This is a genomic window from Fibrobacter sp. UWB4 (assembly GCF_002210345.1).
Classification (GTDB): Bacteria; Fibrobacterota; Fibrobacteria; order Fibrobacterales; family Fibrobacteraceae; genus Fibrobacter.
Genome location: NZ_MWQI01000014.1, coordinates 12,323 through 29,211 on the forward strand (window position 1 = coordinate 12,323; position 16,889 = coordinate 29,211).

At 49.7% G+C, this 16,889-nt stretch carries 14 protein-coding genes; 8 read left to right on the forward strand and 6 right to left on the reverse strand.

The window, feature by feature from the left end; genetic code table 11:
* Nucleotides 1–200: 200 nt before the first annotated feature.
* The 3 genes from B7990_RS14570 to B7990_RS14580 are packed head-to-tail and all read right to left on the reverse strand — an operon-like array spanning nt 201 to nt 4,079.
* Nucleotides 201–1,937 (reverse strand): AAA family ATPase, encoded by a 1,737-nt coding sequence (locus B7990_RS14570; protein ID WP_088641605.1) that lies wholly within the window; start codon nt 1,935–1,937, stop codon nt 201–203.
* Nucleotides 1,938–1,997: 60 nt separating this feature from the next.
* Complete coding sequence (locus B7990_RS14575) at nt 1,998–2,831, reverse strand: ThiF family adenylyltransferase (protein WP_088641606.1); 834 nt, start codon at nt 2,829–2,831, stop codon at nt 1,998–2,000.
* Between the two features lie 24 nt (nt 2,832–2,855).
* The gene (locus B7990_RS14580; RefSeq protein ID WP_088641607.1) at nt 2,856–4,079 is read right to left on the reverse strand and encodes an aminotransferase class V-fold PLP-dependent enzyme; all 1,224 of its coding nucleotides are present in this window, start codon (nt 4,077–4,079) and stop codon (nt 2,856–2,858) included.
* 199 nt (nt 4,080–4,278) lie between these two features.
* On the opposite strand from B7990_RS14580, the gene B7990_RS14585 reads away from it, so the two are divergent.
* Together B7990_RS14585 and epmA are read left to right on the forward strand one after the other, a co-directional pair.
* A complete protein-coding gene (locus tag B7990_RS14585) occupies nt 4,279–5,658 on the forward strand; it encodes an FISUMP domain-containing protein (protein WP_088641608.1) in 1,380 nt (459 codons plus the stop codon).
* Nucleotides 5,658–6,629 (forward strand): EF-P lysine aminoacylase EpmA, encoded by a 972-nt coding sequence (gene epmA / locus B7990_RS14590; protein WP_088641609.1) that lies wholly within the window; start codon nt 5,658–5,660, stop codon nt 6,627–6,629. The genes B7990_RS14585 and epmA overlap by 1 nt, the downstream gene beginning before the upstream one ends.
* A 56-nt stretch (nt 6,630–6,685) precedes the next feature.
* Here epmA and B7990_RS14595 read toward each other — a convergent pair whose 3' ends face one another.
* Nucleotides 6,686–7,204, reverse strand: a complete 519-nt coding sequence (locus tag B7990_RS14595) for a TlpA disulfide reductase family protein (RefSeq protein WP_088641610.1) — start codon at nt 7,202–7,204, stop codon at nt 6,686–6,688.
* Nucleotides 7,205–7,255: 51 nt separating this feature from the next.
* On the opposite strand from B7990_RS14595, the gene B7990_RS14600 reads away from it, so the two are divergent.
* On the forward strand, nt 7,256–8,323 hold the full coding sequence (locus tag B7990_RS14600) for a type IV pilus twitching motility protein PilT (RefSeq protein WP_088631124.1): 1,068 nt from the start codon (nt 7,256–7,258) through the stop codon (nt 8,321–8,323).
* A 3-nt stretch (nt 8,324–8,326) separates the two neighbouring features.
* Complete coding sequence (locus B7990_RS14605; protein WP_088641611.1) at nt 8,327–9,529, forward strand: type II secretion system F family protein; 1,203 nt, start codon at nt 8,327–8,329, stop codon at nt 9,527–9,529.
* A 305-nt stretch (nt 9,530–9,834) separates the two neighbouring features.
* Here B7990_RS14605 and pflA read toward each other — a convergent pair whose 3' ends face one another.
* The gene (gene pflA, locus B7990_RS14610; RefSeq protein ID WP_088641612.1) at nt 9,835–10,620 is read right to left on the reverse strand and encodes a pyruvate formate-lyase-activating protein; all 786 of its coding nucleotides are present in this window, start codon (nt 10,618–10,620) and stop codon (nt 9,835–9,837) included.
* Nucleotides 10,621–11,071: 451 nt separating this feature from the next.
* On the opposite strand from pflA, the gene B7990_RS14615 reads away from it, so the two are divergent.
* Nucleotides 11,072–11,560 carry a hypothetical protein gene (locus B7990_RS14615; protein WP_088641613.1) on the forward strand — a complete coding sequence of 163 codons (489 nt, stop codon included), beginning with the start codon at nt 11,072–11,074 and terminating at the stop codon, nt 11,558–11,560.
* A gap of 24 nt (nt 11,561–11,584) precedes the next feature.
* Complete coding sequence (locus B7990_RS14620; protein WP_141099301.1) at nt 11,585–12,307, forward strand: MBL fold metallo-hydrolase; 723 nt, start codon at nt 11,585–11,587, stop codon at nt 12,305–12,307.
* A 155-nt stretch (nt 12,308–12,462) separates the two neighbouring features.
* Here B7990_RS14620 and pflB read toward each other — a convergent pair whose 3' ends face one another.
* A complete protein-coding gene (gene pflB / locus B7990_RS14625) occupies nt 12,463–14,718 on the reverse strand; it encodes a formate C-acetyltransferase (protein WP_088641615.1) in 2,256 nt (751 codons plus the stop codon).
* Between the two features lie 370 nt (nt 14,719–15,088).
* On the opposite strand from pflB, the gene B7990_RS14630 reads away from it, so the two are divergent.
* Both B7990_RS14630 and B7990_RS14635 read left to right on the forward strand, forming a co-directional pair.
* On the forward strand, nt 15,089–16,135 hold the full coding sequence (locus tag B7990_RS14630) for a glycoside hydrolase family 16 protein (RefSeq protein ID WP_088641616.1): 1,047 nt from the start codon (nt 15,089–15,091) through the stop codon (nt 16,133–16,135).
* A 213-nt stretch (nt 16,136–16,348) separates the two neighbouring features.
* Nucleotides 16,349–16,834 (forward strand): hypothetical protein, encoded by a 486-nt coding sequence (locus B7990_RS14635; RefSeq protein WP_088641617.1) that lies wholly within the window; start codon nt 16,349–16,351, stop codon nt 16,832–16,834.
* Nucleotides 16,835–16,889: the final 55 nt, after the last annotated feature.

Genomic DNA, 16,889 nt, shown 5'->3' on the forward strand with positions numbered 1-16,889 from the left:
TCTTGTGGTAACGAAGACCTTGATTCGTTCTTTTCTAGGGATGCCGTTAAGTATAGCCAACAGCTGATGGGTAAAAAGAAACAGATAGGCAAAAATCTACCTTGGGAAAAACGGGATTTGATATATCCTGCGGTGTTGATAGGTCGACTTGGTGTAGGTGTACCTTTTAAGAAACTAAAGTTGCAAGAGCTGATTCTATTTTATAGCCCCTTCAAATACTCTTCTACATTCAAATAATTGATATCCCCAAAGCGGTCTTTTGCTCCGCGGTAGATGACGTTCTTGCTTAAGATTTTCCCGTAGCGAAATTCCGTCTCGGCGCATTTCTTGGGGTCAAGCAAGTGGCGACATTGCTCTTTGGCGATTTTGTCGCTATGCTTGATTTCGTAAATTTCGGAACAGGCGCTTTGCGGGTCGAAAACCACCATGTCGAACTCGCCAACGGCGAATTGCAATTGGAAAACTTGCTTTGTGGGGTTTGCAATTTTGGTCTCCAGGAGTACAATCTCTTCCATCATACGTCCGCGGATTTCGTCGAGAATTCGTTTCTCGATTGCCATACGCTCAGTAATCGGAACTTGTTTGAAAGTCTCGTCTAGCAAAAGGCTCTTGATGAGTGCTGATGCTTGGGCGTAACGGAGTCCTGGTTGCGAAAGAACTGTACGTGTGCGGTGCTCATTCAGGTTGGACATATTGACAATATCGATGTCGCAAGTTAAATCTAGTAAGTCAAGGTATTCCTTGATTTCTATGCGGTGTGGCTCGCTAATTTCTACAGATTGTTCTGCATTGTCCTTGATAAGCAAGAGATGTTTTAGTTGCTTGGTAAAAGCGTTAATGTCGATGCGGTCGAGAATGTCGGTGGGCTTGTTTCTGTCGCGACGCAGATTCGATGCCGATATTCTTAAATCGTTTGACTTAAATTTTTTAGTCAGTACGTCTATGGTGAATCTGTGGTTGACGTCTTCTACGATGCGGTTGATGGCGCTTGTCAATTCGCCTGCATTGTATAGATCTTGCAATGCACGGAAGTGCCCTTCGTGCTGGTAGCATTTGAGGGAATGTTGAATGTTGCGTGCAATGGCGGAATCCACGTAATCGTTTGCGCTTTTTTGTGTGGCGAAAGTAAACTTGTCTGTGTTGTAGTTGCTCCCGCCCATGCTCATCGTTCCGCCGAATTCGATAAATTTATCAATGCCTGCAATTCCAAGAACGTTTTCAAATTCACGATAGGGGATGAATGTTGTGTGCAATAAAATGCAACGGTCGTAAAGTTGCTCGTCTTCAGAAAAAACAAATCCCAAAGAATCAGTCCCGGATAAAACCACTTTCATGCCGCCGGCGGCGAAAATATCGGAGAATAATGCGGCACCTTCGATGAAATCGTTTAGCAAGGTCACTTCGTCAATGAATACGTAACGAAAACCAAGCAATTCTAATTGTTTCAGGTCGTGGTTGACGTCAGCGAGCGAATGTCTAGAGCTCAGCTGAATAAACGCCGTTTTCTGTTGCATGTCGGCAGGCATTTCGCCAATAAGTTGGCGGATGAGCGTCGTTTTGCCTGTGCGACGTAGCCCGTATAGGATGAGAACTCGGTCGTTGTTTTCTCCGTAAATGTAATTGTGGAGCGTGCTAAAGCTTTCGCGTTTTTCCCATTTCATGACGGGTTCGAAAAAACGGGTGAGTTGTGCTCCAATTTTTATGTCGGTTTTGAGTTCGGGTTTTGCAGAATATGGAGCGATGTTTTCAGCAACCATCAGTTGCTGAATGTTTTTCGATGAATTCTTTTTCGCTTTTTCTGTCGCAATTTTTGCAGCGAGTTCCGCAAATTCATCATCCTTGACTCGGCGACTGTGCTGCTTGCCGTTTTCGGTCCATTGATAGTAAGCGTAACGCTTGCCGTTGATGGTCTTGAATGTAATTCCGCCGATGCTCATGCTCTCTCCTTTTAACTTTAATTTAACTTATTAAGTTAAAAAAGTCAAGAGCAAGTTAAATCACTCAGCTTGCGTTAATGCTTTCTGATAAATGTCGTTCATCACGAGGCCCGCAATCATAAACCCGAAAATGGCGGTGGCGTGAGCCATGGTGCCATTGATTTGGGCTTTGCTGCTGCACCATTCGTGATCGACGAGTTCGGCGTTCTTGAGTTCCGCTTCGCTACGTTCCTGACGGACTTTAGGACACATGCAAGCGGCGGTTCCGCAAGAAGAATTTTGACCGCGGTTTTTTAAGAGTTCGTCGCTGTAGACACACAACACTTTTTTGGCGAGCTTTTTCTTTTTGCGTTTGAACTTGTCGCGCAGTGCTCGGGCGAGCGGGCATCCGGCAACTTTCCAGAATTCGGCAACCTTGATTCGCGTCGGGTCCATCTTGAGGGCGGCGCCCATCGAAGAGAAAACGATGGCCTTGGTGCGTGTGGCGTGCCAAAGCAACTGCATCTTGTTTTCGAGACTGTCGATAGCGTCAATGATGTAGTCAAAAGTGTCCAGCTGGAATTTCTCGGTGTTCGCTTCTTCGTAGATGTCTTGCAACGCAATGATGTTTGCATGCGGGTTGATTTCTAACAAGCGATTCTTGAGAACTTCGACCTTGACTTGGCCCACGGTTTTTGTAGTGGCCATCAACTGTCGGTTCACGTTGGTAACGCATACGCGGTCAGAATCAACAAGGACGAGTTCCTTGATGCCGGAGCGGACCAAGCTCTCGGCACACCAGCTGCCGACTCCGCCGAGTCCAAAAATGATGACGCGTTTTTGATAGATACAGTCCATAACATCGTTCCCGAGAAGGAGCGATGTACGGTTGAAAATCCCTTTTTCAATTCCCATGAGAATCCTGCAAACTAGCGGAATTTACCCGAACAAACGCAAAACGCGTTTGATGCCAGCAACAAAACGGTCGATGTCGCGTTCAAGCGTGTACACGCCGAAGCTCAAACGGAGCGTGGCGTCCAGCCCAAAGCGGTCCATCACCGGTTGCGCGCAATGGTGTCCGCTGCGCACGGCGACGTTTTCTTCGTCAAGAATCATGGCCGCATCACCGACGGCGATTCCGTCCAACGTAATGCTGATAAGCGCTCCGCGTTCCTTCGGGTTGCCGAGGACTTTCACTTGCGGGATTTCTGCGAGCTGTTTCAGAGCGTACTGCGTAATTTGTTCTTCGTGCTTGCGGATGTTGTCGAGGCCGACGTTATTCAGCCATTCGATGGCTTTCCCAAGTCCGATGACTTCGGCAATGGCGGGCGTACCTGCTTCAAAGCGAGCCGGGACATCTGCGTAAGTTGTCTTTTCGAACGTGACGTTCTTGATCATTTCGCCACCGCCATGCCATGGCGGCATGCTGTCGAGCACGTCGTACTTGCCGTAAAGAACGCCGATGCCAGTCGGGCCGTACATCTTGTGGCCGCTGAAAGCGAGGAAATCGCAGTCGAGCTTCTGCACGTCAATTTTGATGTGGCTAGAACTCTGGGCGGCGTCAATCAAAATTTTTGCTTGCGGGGCGAGCTTACGGACGGTCGCAATGATTTCTGCAATCGGGTTCACGGTGCCGACGGAGTTGCTCACGTGGGCGACGGCGACCATCTTGGTGCGCGGTGTCAAAAGTTCCGGGAGCTTGGTTAAATCTAAATCGCCGTCATCGCGGACGGGAATGACCTTGATTTTTGCGCCCTTCATTTCGGCGACGAGCTGCCAGCTCACAATGTTCGCGTGGTGTTCCAAACCGCTGATTAAAATTTCATCGCCCGCTTCAAAGAACTTGCGTCCGTAGCTCCAAGCAACGAGATTGATGCTTTCGGTGGTGCCGCGCGTAAAGACGATTTCGTCTTCGGATTTTGCGTTGATGAATTTCGCAACGTCTTTGCGGGTCTTTTCAAAGGCTTCGGTCGTGCGTGCGCTGAGGCGGTAAACCCCGCGCTTTACGGAGCTATAGTGCTCGCGGTAAAAATCGTCCATCGCGTCGATGACGCTTGCGGGCTTCTGGGTCGTGGCGGTGCTGTCCAAAAAGGCGAGTGGCTTTGATTCTTTGTCGCCTGCGACCAACATCGGGAATTCATTGCGTAAGACTTCTGCGTTCATGCCCCAAAAGATAGAAATCCTCTATAGCCGGAGTCAAATTCAAGTAAAATATTATTAGAGTTCAAGATTTTTTTTGATTATTCGTTAGGGATTGTTTATAATTCGTTATATATTAAAACTATTCATGTATCATCCCGACTTAGGATTTGTCATCCCGAGCGAAGTCGAGGGATCCAGTTAAGTTTCAAAAGAGGAAAAAATGAAAAAGTTTTTTGTGGCAAGTTTGATTTGTTCTGCAATTTTGGCGCAGGGTGGTTTTGCCCAGGAAGCGCTCCGCAATGCCGTTGATTCCAATAATTGGAAAAAGGTTAAAAAGATTGTCAATTCCGGCGAACTTGAAGAAATCTATTGCGGCAAGATGTCTGCAAAGAATGCGGCGAACATTTATGGCAAGCATTTTAAGCAGATGCCGGATGAAGCGTTTGCCGCCTGCCCGTCCCAGTTTGCGTATGGTTTTGGCCCGAAGGTGTGCTCGATGGCAAACGCCGCGAATGCCTGTTCGGGTGTCATCAAGTATTTGCTCGCTGATGGTGAAAAGGGAAGTGCAAAGGCTCTCAAGACGCTTGACGAGGTGGCTAAGGCGGCAACGAAGACAAAGGCTTTTGGAAAGCAGTCTCTCGTGAGTGTCGATACGACGGTCTGGAAACCGTGTCCCAAGAAAGGTGCTGCACGAACAAAGTGCATTGCCCAGTGCAAGGTGGATGCAAATTCCCTGATGGCGATTGACCACGATGTGAACTGCAAGACGAAACCTGAACAGATGGTGGACAAGACGATTAAGGTCTACAAGCCGTCCCCGGTTTTTGCAAGCTTGCGCGAAGGTCTTTTCGAAGGTTTCTGGAAGGCTCCGATGTCTGTTGCCGGGACGTATGCTGCACTCGCAGGCAAGTATGCCAAGGTGCTCTCGATTCCCGATACCGCAGTGACGGGTCTCCATTACGTGAAGACTTGGGCTGCCAAGCATAAGGGCGCTTCGCTCCCGGGCGGTCAGCTGTTCCGCTTCTGCACGGCCTGGAAGGGCAAGGTCGATCCAATTCTTTCTGAAGCTGGCTTCAGTACGCGCTGCCCGGTTTTCAAGAATTTTGTGGACAAGCGTGACAAACAAGTTTACAAGGTCAAGGAAATCGGTGGCGTGGACTGGTTCGTCGAGAACTTGAACTACAACGATCCTGATGGCTCGATTTGCTACGACCGCGACGATGCAAACTGCAAGACGTTCGGCCGTCTCTACACGCAAGAAGCCGCCAAGAAAGCTTGCCCGGCGGGCTACCATCTCGCCACAGATGCGGACTGGAAAAAGCTTGAAGAATACGCCGGTGGCGCACGCTCTGCGGCACTCAAGCTCAAGAGCAACGGCAGCGACGATTATGCCTTCACGGCCATGTTCGGTGGCTACGCTAACAAGACCGGCGTCTGCACGACGATGGGCGAGGGTGCTTACTTCTGGACTGCCGATTCCGAAGAGGATTCTCGTGGCAAGGCCCGCACAATGTTCAGCTCCGATAAGGATGTCGGCTCCATCTCCGTGGACCCGAGTTTCTATCTTGCGGTCCGTTGTGTAGCCGGAGCTAACGAGTGATGGAAAATTTGAACTCGGGCGCGTTTGCGCCCACTTGCACACGTGAAACTTGGGTCAAGCGCCAGGCGCTGATGGCCCGCGTCCGTGATTTCTTTGTTCGTCGTAATGCGCTCGAAGTCGAGACGCCTGTGCTTTCTGCATACGGCGGAACGGACCCGCAGCTCGATTACTTTGAGATCGAAGATCCGAAGCGGTTCATGATGACGAGCCCGGAATTTCACATGAAGCGCTTGCTTGCTGCAAAGTTCGGTGACATTTTCCAGATTACAAAGTCGTTCCGCAAGGATGAATTTGGCGGTCACCACAATAACGAGTTCTCGATGGTGGAATGGTACCGTGTGGGTATGATTCAAGACAAACTCATGGATGAAGTCGAAGACCTCGTGAGTGAAATCATTGGGACTAAACTAAACGCCCGCCGCACCCGCTGGATTGATGCTTTCAAGAACTACGCTGGCGTGAATCCGTTTTGCGAAAAGCTCACGGACTTTGCGGATGCTTGTAGCGCCCGCGAGATTCCTGTGCCCGAAAAGAGTGAGACGCTCACGCGCGAAGACTGGTGGGACTACCTCATGGTCTTCCTCGTGGAACCTGCACTCGCTAGTAACGGTCCCGAGTTCATCTTGGATTACCCGCCGTCGCAGGCGGCTCTGGCGCAGACGTACGTGGATGATGATGGTTACACGTGGGCCCGCCGCTTTGAGCTTTTTGTGAATCAAGTGGAACTTTGCAATGGTTACACGGAGCTTACGGATCCTGTGGAACAGCGTCGCCGTTTTTATGCTGATTTGGAAATCCGCAAGGGGATGAATAAGCCCTTACCGCCTATCGACGAACGGTTCCTTGCTGCTCTTGAATCGGGAATGCCAGCTTGCTCTGGTGTGGCGCTTGGGCTCGACCGCCTGTTCATGCTCGCTCTCGGTAAAGAAGAAATCGCCGACGTAATCCTCTTCCCAAGTCCTATTGCTTAACGCACACTCTCGTCATCCTGAGAGCGAATGCCCGAAGGATCCAGTTATTTTTCGTATTACAATCCCAGCAGTCTCTTTAGCTCGTGCCGGACTTTGAGTTCGTTGAGTGTCCCGACATCGACATGCTGGATCTTGTCGTCCTTATCGACCACGAAACTCACGGGAATCACGCCTGGGTTCCCTAGCGCCTTGAGCGCGTCGTAGTTCCAGTGGAGCATCGTCCACGGAATTTCCATGCTCTTCTTGTACTTGCGGGCGACCTTCTTGGAATCGTCTTCGTCGATCATCAGGATCCTGAGGCCCTTCGGGCCAAAATCTTCGTGGAATTTCTTAAGAATCGGCAGTTCCGCCCGGCATGATGGGCACCACGATGCGGTCAGCACAATGAGCGTTGCGGTTCCCTTTTCGCTCAGGTAGTCCGATTTGCCTCCCATCACATCGTCTGCCGTGAAGTTCACGACAGTCTCCGGGAAGTTCAGTTTGTAGCGGGACTTCGCCTCGATCGCATAAAACGCGAAGCCGAGGAAAATGACTGCCCCTACCCATGCGAGTATTTTATAAGTGGATGAACGCATTGCATAAAGAATTTATGAAATTTTTGGGCTTTTTAAATTATATTCTAGTGCATGGCATATAACATTCAAGATCTTTTAGCAGAAATGGTCAAACGTGGGGCCTCCGACTTGCACATTACGGCCGGTGCACCCCCTCTTATTCGTCTTTCCGGCAAGCTAACCCCCATCGGGGAGAATAAGCTCAAGCCCGACGAAACCATGCGTATGACTTACAGCTTGATGAATGAAGCCCAGAAAAAGACTTTTGAACAGCAAAAGGAATGCGACTTTTCATTCGGTATTGCAAATCTTGCGCGTTTCCGTGCGAACGCCTACTTGCAGCGTGGCTGCGTGGCGCTTGCCCTCCGTATTATTCCGCTTGATATCAAGACGTTTAAGGATCTCGGCCTCCCGAAGATCATGGCCGAATTTACGACCCGCCCTTCTGGCCTCGTGCTTGTGACGGGCGCTACCGGTTCTGGTAAGTCCACGACTCTCGCTGCCATGATCGACAAGATCAACAAGGAACGTCACGACCACATCTTGACGGTCGAAGACCCGATCGAATTCTTGCACAAGCATCAGGGATGCATGATCAACCAGCGCGAAGTCGGTAGCGATACGCACAGCTTTGCCCAGGCGTTGAAGATGGCCCTCCGTCAGGACCCGGACGTGGTGCTCATCGGCGAAATGCGTGACTTGGAAACGATCCGCTCGGCACTTACGATTGCAGAAACGGGTCACTTGACTTTTGCAACGCTTCATACAAACTCTTGCGTCCAGACGATTAACCGTGTGGTTGACGCCTTCCCGAAGGGTGAACAGCAGACCGTGCGTACACAGCTCTCGTTTGTGCTCCAAGGCGTCATCTGCCAGACCCTTTTGCCAAAGATTGGCGGTGGTCGCGTGATGGCGTACGAAGTCATGAACGTGACGCCGGGTATCCGCGCTTTGATTCGCGATGACAAGGTGCACCAGATTGAATCCATGATTGAAATTGGTCAGAAGTTCGGCATGAATACGATGAACATGTGCTTGTGCGACCTCGTCAAGAACCATAAGGTTGACCGTTTTGATGCGCTTGCTCGTTCGTCGAGTCCGGATCAGTTGGAACAGTTGTTTGTAAAGGAAGGGGTGTAATCGATGGCAGAATTTTTGTACAAGGCTCAAAACTCTCAGGGCAACAGCTTTGAAGGTACGCTTGAAGCAAAGGACAAGGCCGAAGCCGAAGCACTCCTGCTCCGTCGTCGCTTGGTCATTACAAGCCTCAAAAAGAAGCCGACCGAAATCAAGATCAAGATTGGTTCTGGCATCAAGACCGAAGACATCACCCGTTTTACGCGTATGTTCTCGTCTATGTGCTCGGCAGGTCTTCCGATGTTGCAGTGTTTGAACATTCTCGAAGCCCAGTGCGAAAACCCGGAACTCAAGAACGTTGTGCATAAACTCACTCAGTCGATTAACGGTGGTTCTTCTCTCGCTGATGCTCTAGCGCAGCATCCGAAAGTTTTTGATTCCCTGTATTGCAACATGGTGGCTGCCGGTGAAGCGGGCGGTATTCTTGAAGGCATCTTGGCTCGTCTGGCAGAAACGCTCGAAAACAACCAGCGCCTCAAACGCAAGGTGAAAAAAGCTTTGACGTACCCGGTGATGGTTATCATTGTGGGTATTGTCGTCGTGATTGCCCTTATGACGTTCGTGGTGCCGACATTTGCTGAACAGTTCGCCGCCCTTGATGCAGAACTCCCGGCTCCGACGCAAGTCGTGATGGATATTTCTGATTTTGTACGAAATAATGGTGCGTTTTTGTTTATCGCACTTATTATTGTCATATTTGCCTATAAGATGATAATGCGAATACCGCAAGCGCAATTTGCAATGGACAAGTTTACGCTAAAGGTCCCAAAACTAGGTGATTTGCAGATTAAGTCCGCAACAGCTGGCTTTGCGCGTACGCTCGGAACGCTTTTGAATGCTGGTGTTTCTGTGATGGATGCCTTGAAGGTGGTTGCTTCAACGGCTGGTAACAAGGTTGTTGAAAAGGCTATTTATAAAATATCGATTGGCATTGCAGGCGGTAAGTCGATTGCCGAGCCGATGGAAGAAGTGGGCATTTTCCCGCCCATGGTGATCCAGATGACTGGAGTCGGTGAAAAAACTGGTAACCTAGGCGGTATGCTTTTGAAACTCGCTGACTTCTACGATGAAGAAGTGGATGCCGCAGTCGATGCCGTCGTGAGTATGATTGAACCGCTCATTATCGTGTTCTTGGGCGGCGCCGTCGGTGGCCTTTTGATTGCTATGTATATGCCGATGTTTAGCATGGGCGACGCCATCAAGGGTTAAAATTTCGCTGAAAACACATCGCGATACGGTATCACGCTTTGGCTCACGTATTATTATACGCTACGCCAAAGCGTTCTTTGTCTCGCTCGGTTTTGAGCAAAATTTGGAAAGAATGGCTTTAGGCAAAATCTCATTTAAATTTTAAAGACGGGGATTCGACGTCTCGTCTTTTTGCATTGTCATGCCCGCCGCTGAGCGGGCATCTCCTATTTTGCTCTGTCATCCCGGCCTTGCGATGCGCTGAGCTTGCCGAAGTGTGCCGGGATCACCTTCTCGTATAACAAACCCTTCCTACTTCCTACCGCCTACGGTCTACTGCTTTCCCAGCCTGTGTATTTCGCGGTTTCGAGAATTTCGTTGGCGTTCTTGACGCGTTCTGCGGAAGGTGTTTGCGTGTCTTTAAGGGCGTAGTCGATGCCGAGTTCTTGGTACTTGCTAAGGGCAAATGCGTGGTAGGGGAGGACTTCGACGCGTTTGACGTTACTCAGCGTACGGATGAAGTCGCGGGTACGCGTGAGGGCTTCGTCATTGTCGCTGATGCCTGGCACGAGCACGTGGCGGATCCAGATGGGCTTTTGGATGCGGTCAAGGTAGCGGAAAAACTCGATGATGTTTTCGTTACTGTGGCCCGTGAGTTCCTTGTGCGCGTCGGCGTCGATGTGCTTGATGTCCACGAGCAAGAGGTCGGTGGATTTCATCAGCCGTTCGAACTTTGCAAACTGTTCGCCTGTGCTCCTGAACGTGACTCCGCTCGTGTCGATGCATGTGTGGACTCCCGCCGCTTTTGCCGCTTCGAAGAATTCAATCATGAAGTCGATTTGTGCGAGTGGTTCGCCGCCGCTTACGGTGATGCCGCCGTCGGTTCCCCAGTAGGGCTTGTAGCGTACGGCTTTTTTCAGCAGGTCTTCGGCGCTCATTTCGAACGATCCGTTCTCTGTCCCGTTTACACTTTTCGTCCCGAAATCCCATGTTTCCGGGTTGTGGCAGAACTTGCAGCGCATGGGACAGCCCTGCAAAAATACGACAAAGCGGATTCCCGGTCCATCGACCGATCCGAACGTTTCGAGCTTGTTGATTCTTCCGAGAGTCATGCTGTAAAAATAAAAAAGTCTTGCTCCGCATTAAAGTGATATTTCGTATTACAGAATAAAGTCTGTGATTTTATGCATAGGTCTAAACAATGCGAGATAAATAGTCAAATAATTTGAGGAAAATGATTGTTCGTCGTGAGAATGAAGGCGTCGGCCAAGGTGTATTCTTCGCAGTAGTGTGCAAAACGAGTGTTGCGACGGGCTGCTTGCAGACCGGCATAACCGAGTGAAGCCGCTGACGCCGTAGGCGTCAACTCCGAGCTGGGACCCCGCCCGCATGACGTGCTTTTTGCATTAAAAAAGAATCCTGGCGGTGAGCCGTATTCTCTATATAATACAAACCTCGAAAAAAATCCAATCATAGCGCGTCAGTACGCTATATTGCTTGAAAATTATTCGTTTTTAATTGAAAGTTCATTTATATTTAAAGGAGTGATAAGGAGGAATCTTTATGAAAAAATATTTGCTCGCTTTGATGGCTGTTGCAGCGGCCTTTGCAATGCTTACAGCTTGTTCCGATGAATCAGGCGTTAATAATGGCGTTGGCGGTTCTGCAAGTTTAAACACGGGATCTCAAAAATCCTCAGATTATGAAGTGGGGATTGGTTCGTGCGGTGGCGGGCATTTGGCAAAAAGAGCTGAATTTGGGGATGAATCCATTGATTTCGTTATGAACGAGGACGGTTCTGCTGTTTTTTTCTTGAATACGATTTCAGGTTGTGCCGAATATGGACATGTAACAGATGTTAAGTTGGAACGTCATGACGATACTTTATTGGTTCATGATGTTTTTGAATATTACCCAGATTATGATAGTCGCCCCATACATAATTGCCTTTGTTTTGCCGATTATAGAGTGAAAGTCCCTGTAGAGTATATTGGCGTCAAGTACCTAGAATTTCACGATGTTTACACCATCGTTTATAAGGATAAAGAGTAAGCGAAATTTTCTATCTTTGGCACCGTGCCAAGAATCATTAAGCTCACCGATAGAATCCAGTATTTACAGATGTCGAATGACCCGCTGAGTGCGGATGTCATCGCTGTGCGCGGCGATCGCGCGTGGTGGATTTTTGACGTAGGCGCGTGTGATGAGGCGGCGCAGTTTATCAACGCGCTGCCGCGCATTCCTGTAGAAGAAGCGGCGATTCCCGTTGATGAGAATGGGGCGAATCTTGCGGCATGTAACAATGCCGCGCGTCTTGCGAAAAATGTCGTCATTTCGCATTTCCATCGTGACCACTTGCTGAATGTACAGCGCATGTGCGGTGGCGAGATTTCGCTAGACATTGATGCGCTTTATGTGGGCGCCTACACTTCAAAAACATTCGGTGAAATTGAAGGCGTTGCAAAGAACGTCGTGATGGAATCGCTTTCGTTTGACGATGGTGTGCAGATCCAAATTTTACCGATGCCCAATAGCCATGCCAAGGGTTCGCTTGCGCTCATCGTGGATGATTTCGTTTTCTTGGGCGATGCGACTTACCCGATGGTGGGGCATGGCGCACCTGACGTTTATAACGTGCAGATTCTTGGCGAACAGATTAAGCTCTTGAAGTCTCTCACGCCGTCTCGTTTTTGCTTGAGTCATAAGCGTGGACTCGTACGCGATAAGACTTCCGTGATTCAGTTCCTCGAATCAGTTTACGCTCGCCGCCAGAAAAACGAAAATTACATCGTGGCATAGTTTTCGCGGCTTTTCAAAGCCTGCGTTCCCCAAAAATTTGCGGCATTCCCTAAAACAAAAAAGGTTCCCTTTCGGGAACCTTTTTAAGCTTTGTGGCTTCTCGCGAACGTTTGTTGCCTTGCGGCGTTGAGCGCTCGCGGCGCTTTTCAAAGCGATTAGAGCACACCGTGTGCCTGGCGGGCAATCACGTCGAGCTGCTGTTCGCGAGTGAGCTTGATGAAGCGCACAGCGTAGCCGGAAACGCGGATCGTGAAGTTCTGGTATTCTTCCTTTTCCGGATGTTCCATAGCGTCCTTGAGCTTTTCGACACCGAACACGTTCACGTTCAAGTGGTGGCTGCTCTGGCCGAAGTAGCCGTCGAGCACCTGCACGAGCTTGTTGGAACGTTCTTCGTCGTTGTGGCCGAGTGCATCCGGGTTGATCGTCTGCGTATTGCTGATGCCGTCCAAGGAGTATTCGTACGGGAGCTTTGCCACAGAGTTGAGCGATGCGAGGAGACCGTTCTTTTCAGCACCGTAGCTCGGGCTTGCACCAGGAGAGAACGGTTCGCCAGCCTTGCGGCCGTCCGGAAGGGTACCGGTAGCCTTACCGTAAACAACGTTACTCGTGATGGTAAGAATACTTGTGGTAGCTTCAGAATTGCGGTAAGTCGGAGTCTGCTTGATCTTGGCCATGAACGTCTTGAGGAGCCAAACAGCGATATCGTCGGCACGGTCGTCATCGTTTCCATAGCGCGGGAAGTCGCCGACAATCTGGAAGTCTTCAGCAAGGCCTGTAGCCGGATCGCGGATGACCTTGACCTTAGCGTACTTGATGGCAGAAAGGGAGTCGACAACGTGGCTGAAGCCTGCGATACCCGTAGCAAACGTGCGGCGGACATCCGTATCGATGAGGGCCATTTCGGCAGCTTCGTAGTAGTACTTATCGTGCATGTAGTGAATCAAGTTCAAGGTATTCACGTACAAGTGGGCAAGCCAGTCCATGTAAAGTTCGAACTTGTGGACAACTTCATCGTAGTCGAGGTATTCGCTAGAAATCGGCGGATATTCCGGGCCGACCTGCTGACCCTTCACGAGGCATTCATCCTTACCGCCGTTGATGGCGTAGAGGAGAGCCTTGGCGAGGTTTGCGCGGGCGCCGAAGAACTGCATTTCCTTACCGGTCTGGGTTGCAGAAACGCAGCAGCAGATGCTGTAGTCATCGCCCCAAATCGGACGCATCGTGTCATCGTTTTCGTACTGGATGGCGCTGGTCTTTACGGAGATTTCAGCAGCGAACTTCTTGAAGTTGTACGGAAGACGCGGGCTGTAGAGAATCGTGAGGTTCGGTTCCGGAGACGGACCCATGTTCACGAGAGTGTGCAAGAAACGGTAGTCGTTCTTGGTCACCTGATGGCGACCGTCCTGGCCGAGGCCAGCAACTTCGAGCGTAGCCCACACCGGGTCGCCGCTGAAGAGTTCATTGTAGCTTGTGATACGTGCGAACTTCACCATGCGAAGCTTCATCACGAAATGGTCGATGATTTCCTGAGCTTCGATTTCGGTGAGTGTGCCGTTCTGCAAGTCACGGGTCATGTAAATGTCGATGAAGGTCGAGACGCGGCCAACGCTCATGGCGGCACCGTTCTGCGTCTTGATGGCGGCGAGGTAGCCGAAGTAGAGCCACTGTACAGCTTCGTGAGCGTTCGTGGCCGGCTTCGAAATGTCGTAGCCGTAAATCTTTGCCATGGCCTTCATGCCTTCGAGAGCCTTGATCTGTTCGGCAAGTTCTTCGCGTTCACGAACAACGTGTTCGGTCATGTCCTTCTTGTCGGAGAGAGCCTTGTCGGCCTTCTTCTGTTCGATAAGATAGTCAACACCATAAAGGGCAACGCGGCGGTAGTCGCCGACGATACGGCCACGGCCGTAAGTATCCGGAAGACCCGTGATGATGTGGGCCTTGCGGGCCATACGCATATCCGGCGTGTAGGCATCGAATACGCCCTGGTTGTGAGTCTTGTGGAATTCCGTGAAGATGCGGTGGAGTTCTGCGCTCGGCGTGTAGCCGTAGTTCTTGCAGGATTCTTCCGCCATCTTGATACCGCCAAACGGCATGAATGCGCGCTTGAGCGGCTTGTCGGTCTGGAGACCTACGATCTTTTCGAGATCCTTGGTTTCATCGGCAATGTAGCCTGCCGGGTGGCTTGTGAGAGTGGAGACAACGTCCGTGTCCATGTCAAGGACGCCGCCCTTTGCGATTTCCTTCTTCTGAAGGTCTTGCAGTTCTGCCCAGAGCTTATTTGTTGCTTCGGTCGGACCCTGCAAGAAAGATTTGTCGCCGTCGTATGGGGTATAGTTCTTCTGGATGAAGTCGCGGACATTGATTTCTTCCTGCCAGCGACCGCCTCTAAAGCCAAGCCATGCTTCCTGCATAGTAACCTCTTTTGTCTCGGATCCGGCTGTAAATACAATTAAAAAGTTGTTTAACTTTTCAGCGTTGTAGAAAAAGATGGACCCGAATTTGTGCTTTTTTCTATCAATCTTTTTTGTAAAACGCAATATACATATTAAAAAAGGGGTGGGCAAGGTATAAAATGAGCCTTTTCAGCCGAAATAGGCGTTCCAAAAAGCTTACGGAAAGCTTATGTGGTCAATTTTTGAAAAAGTCGGTTTTTTTATGTAAAAGTGCTTCAAAAATATGTAAAATACGGTTGATACAGTTGGTTTTAAAATGCCTCTCGCTGGGCATACGATGCGAAAAAACAGAATCTATCTTATAGAAAAAGAAATTAAGAGGTCAACAATGAAAAAGATTCTTATCCCGATGGCTGCTGTGGCATTCTTCGCTGCCTGCTCCGAAGTAAATGATTCGTTTATCCCGGTTAATCCCGGTCAATCTGAAGTTTCTTCCAGCTCTGAAGCACAGCTCCCGCCTGCAGGTGAATCTTCCAGTTCCGAGGCTCTGATCGGAGATCAGTCTTCGAGTTCTGAAGCTCTTTTTCCGGAACTTTCTTCTAGTTCCACTGTGCTTCCTGAACTCTCTTCCAGCGCAGGTTCTCCGGCTGATCCGCAGTTCACCTACAAGGTTCCGTATTTGACAGAACTCGATCCGACCAAGACGTACACCTTCTACGGTGCAGAACTCACTGGTCTCGATCAGTTTAAGTATGGCCGTTACGAAGCTCGTATGAAGATGGCTGCCCTTTCCGGTTCTGTAAGCTCTATGTTCCTTTACTACGATGACTCCTGGAAAAAGGATGTTGAGCCGTGGAACGAAATTGATATTGAAGTCCTTGGAAAGGCTCCGGGTTCCTGGCAGTCTAACATCATTACCCGTGAAGGGGATCCGTCCATCAAGTCGAATACCGCTTCCGAAAGCAAGCCGCTTCATGACTTTGGTTTTGATGCCACCCAGGGTTTCCACCTGTTCGCGATTGTCTGGACGCCGGAATACGTGTCCTGGGAAATCGACAGTGTTGAAGTCCGTCGCGATACGCTTGGCATGAGCCGTGGCAAGCATGCCGATGCTGACCAGGTCGCTTTCTTGACCGAAAACCAGTCTCTTCGCTTTAACCTTTGGGCTTCCAAGAGCACTGCATGGACGGGTAAGTGGGCAGGAGGCGTTGGCCTTCCGATTGAACAGCAGATTGATTACGTCCGTGTCTACGCTTATGATGTAGCGACCAAGACCTTTACGCTTTCCTGGCAGGATGACTTCGATGGTGAAGATATCGATCCGCAGCGTTGGAGCAGGGGCGATTGGGAAATGGAACGCGTGAACCTTCGCCCGGACAATGTGATTGTCGAAAATGGTGTTTGCCGTCTTATCTTGGACTACGAAGCAAACTAAAAAAGTTTGGTGTATAGACGTAAGCCTCCCAGAGAAATCTGGGGGGCTTTTTGTGTGTCATTCCCGCTTTGAGCGGGAATCTCCTTTATAAAACATTTTTTGCTTTTCTCAAAATGTAAATGATTGTATATTGAATTCTAATCATTGGTCGTTAGTCATTAGTCGTTACTGTTTACTGCCTACTTCCTACTGATAACTAATACAGAGGTAATCATGAAAAAAATTTTCCTTACGGCTCTTGCCGCAATTTCGCTTGCTTTTATGGCTTGCGCCCCCTCCAAGCTAGACATTCAAGAGGCTTCGATTACAAGCGATGTGTTGATCGAAGTTCGTCAGGTGTTGAATGATTCTATTAGTTTGTATGTCGGAAACGTTTTCTATCTGAATTCGAAACAGATCGTGGCCGACGACATGTACCCGCTGCATGCAAGTACGCGTGACCCTGCTGAATTCGAAAAGCTCACGCCGACAGATGTGCTCAATAGCGATGAAGAGTTCCTGAATTACTTGCGCCGCAAGGCCCCGGACATGATGAACGTGGGCATCGTGATTGGCGAGACGGCGTACAACGAAGTTGGCTTTGACGAGACTGCTGCCGTCGAAAAGCTCACCAAGATTTTCCAGAAGATTCAGGGCGGTTCGCTCAAGCTTTTCCACGAAAAGAACGGTGAACTCACCGACATGAAGAAACTGTACTAGTTATTAGTCAATAGTCATTAGTTATTGGTACATTGTCATGCCCGCCTCCGTGCGG

Bases quoted from the DNA above. Each gene is read 5' to 3' on its own strand.
- B7990_RS14580 (WP_088641607.1), bottom strand. From the start codon at position 4,079: ATGAACGCAGAAGTCTTACGCAATGAATTCCCGATGTTGGTCGCAGGC.
- B7990_RS14630 (WP_088641616.1), top strand. From the start codon at position 15,089: ATGAAAAAGATTCTTATCCCGATGGCTGCTGTGGCATTCTTCGCTGCC.
- pflA (WP_088641612.1), bottom strand. From the start codon at position 10,620: ATGACTCTCGGAAGAATCAACAAGCTCGAAACGTTCGGATCGGTCGAT.
- B7990_RS14585 (WP_088641608.1), top strand. From the start codon at position 4,279: ATGAAAAAGTTTTTTGTGGCAAGTTTGATTTGTTCTGCAATTTTGGCG.
- epmA (WP_088641609.1), top strand. From the start codon at position 5,658: ATGGAAAATTTGAACTCGGGCGCGTTTGCGCCCACTTGCACACGTGAA.
- B7990_RS14575 (WP_088641606.1), bottom strand. From the start codon at position 2,831: ATGGGAATTGAAAAAGGGATTTTCAACCGTACATCGCTCCTTCTCGGG.
- B7990_RS14570 (WP_088641605.1), bottom strand. From the start codon at position 1,937: ATGAGCATCGGCGGAATTACATTCAAGACCATCAACGGCAAGCGTTAC.
- B7990_RS14615 (WP_088641613.1), top strand. From the start codon at position 11,072: ATGAAAAAATATTTGCTCGCTTTGATGGCTGTTGCAGCGGCCTTTGCA.
- B7990_RS14605 (WP_088641611.1), top strand. From the start codon at position 8,327: ATGGCAGAATTTTTGTACAAGGCTCAAAACTCTCAGGGCAACAGCTTT.
- B7990_RS14600 (WP_088631124.1), top strand. From the start codon at position 7,256: ATGGCATATAACATTCAAGATCTTTTAGCAGAAATGGTCAAACGTGGG.
- pflB (WP_088641615.1), bottom strand. From the start codon at position 14,718: ATGCAGGAAGCATGGCTTGGCTTTAGAGGCGGTCGCTGGCAGGAAGAA.
- B7990_RS14635 (WP_088641617.1), top strand. From the start codon at position 16,349: ATGAAAAAAATTTTCCTTACGGCTCTTGCCGCAATTTCGCTTGCTTTT.
- B7990_RS14595 (WP_088641610.1), bottom strand. From the start codon at position 7,204: ATGCGTTCATCCACTTATAAAATACTCGCATGGGTAGGGGCAGTCATT.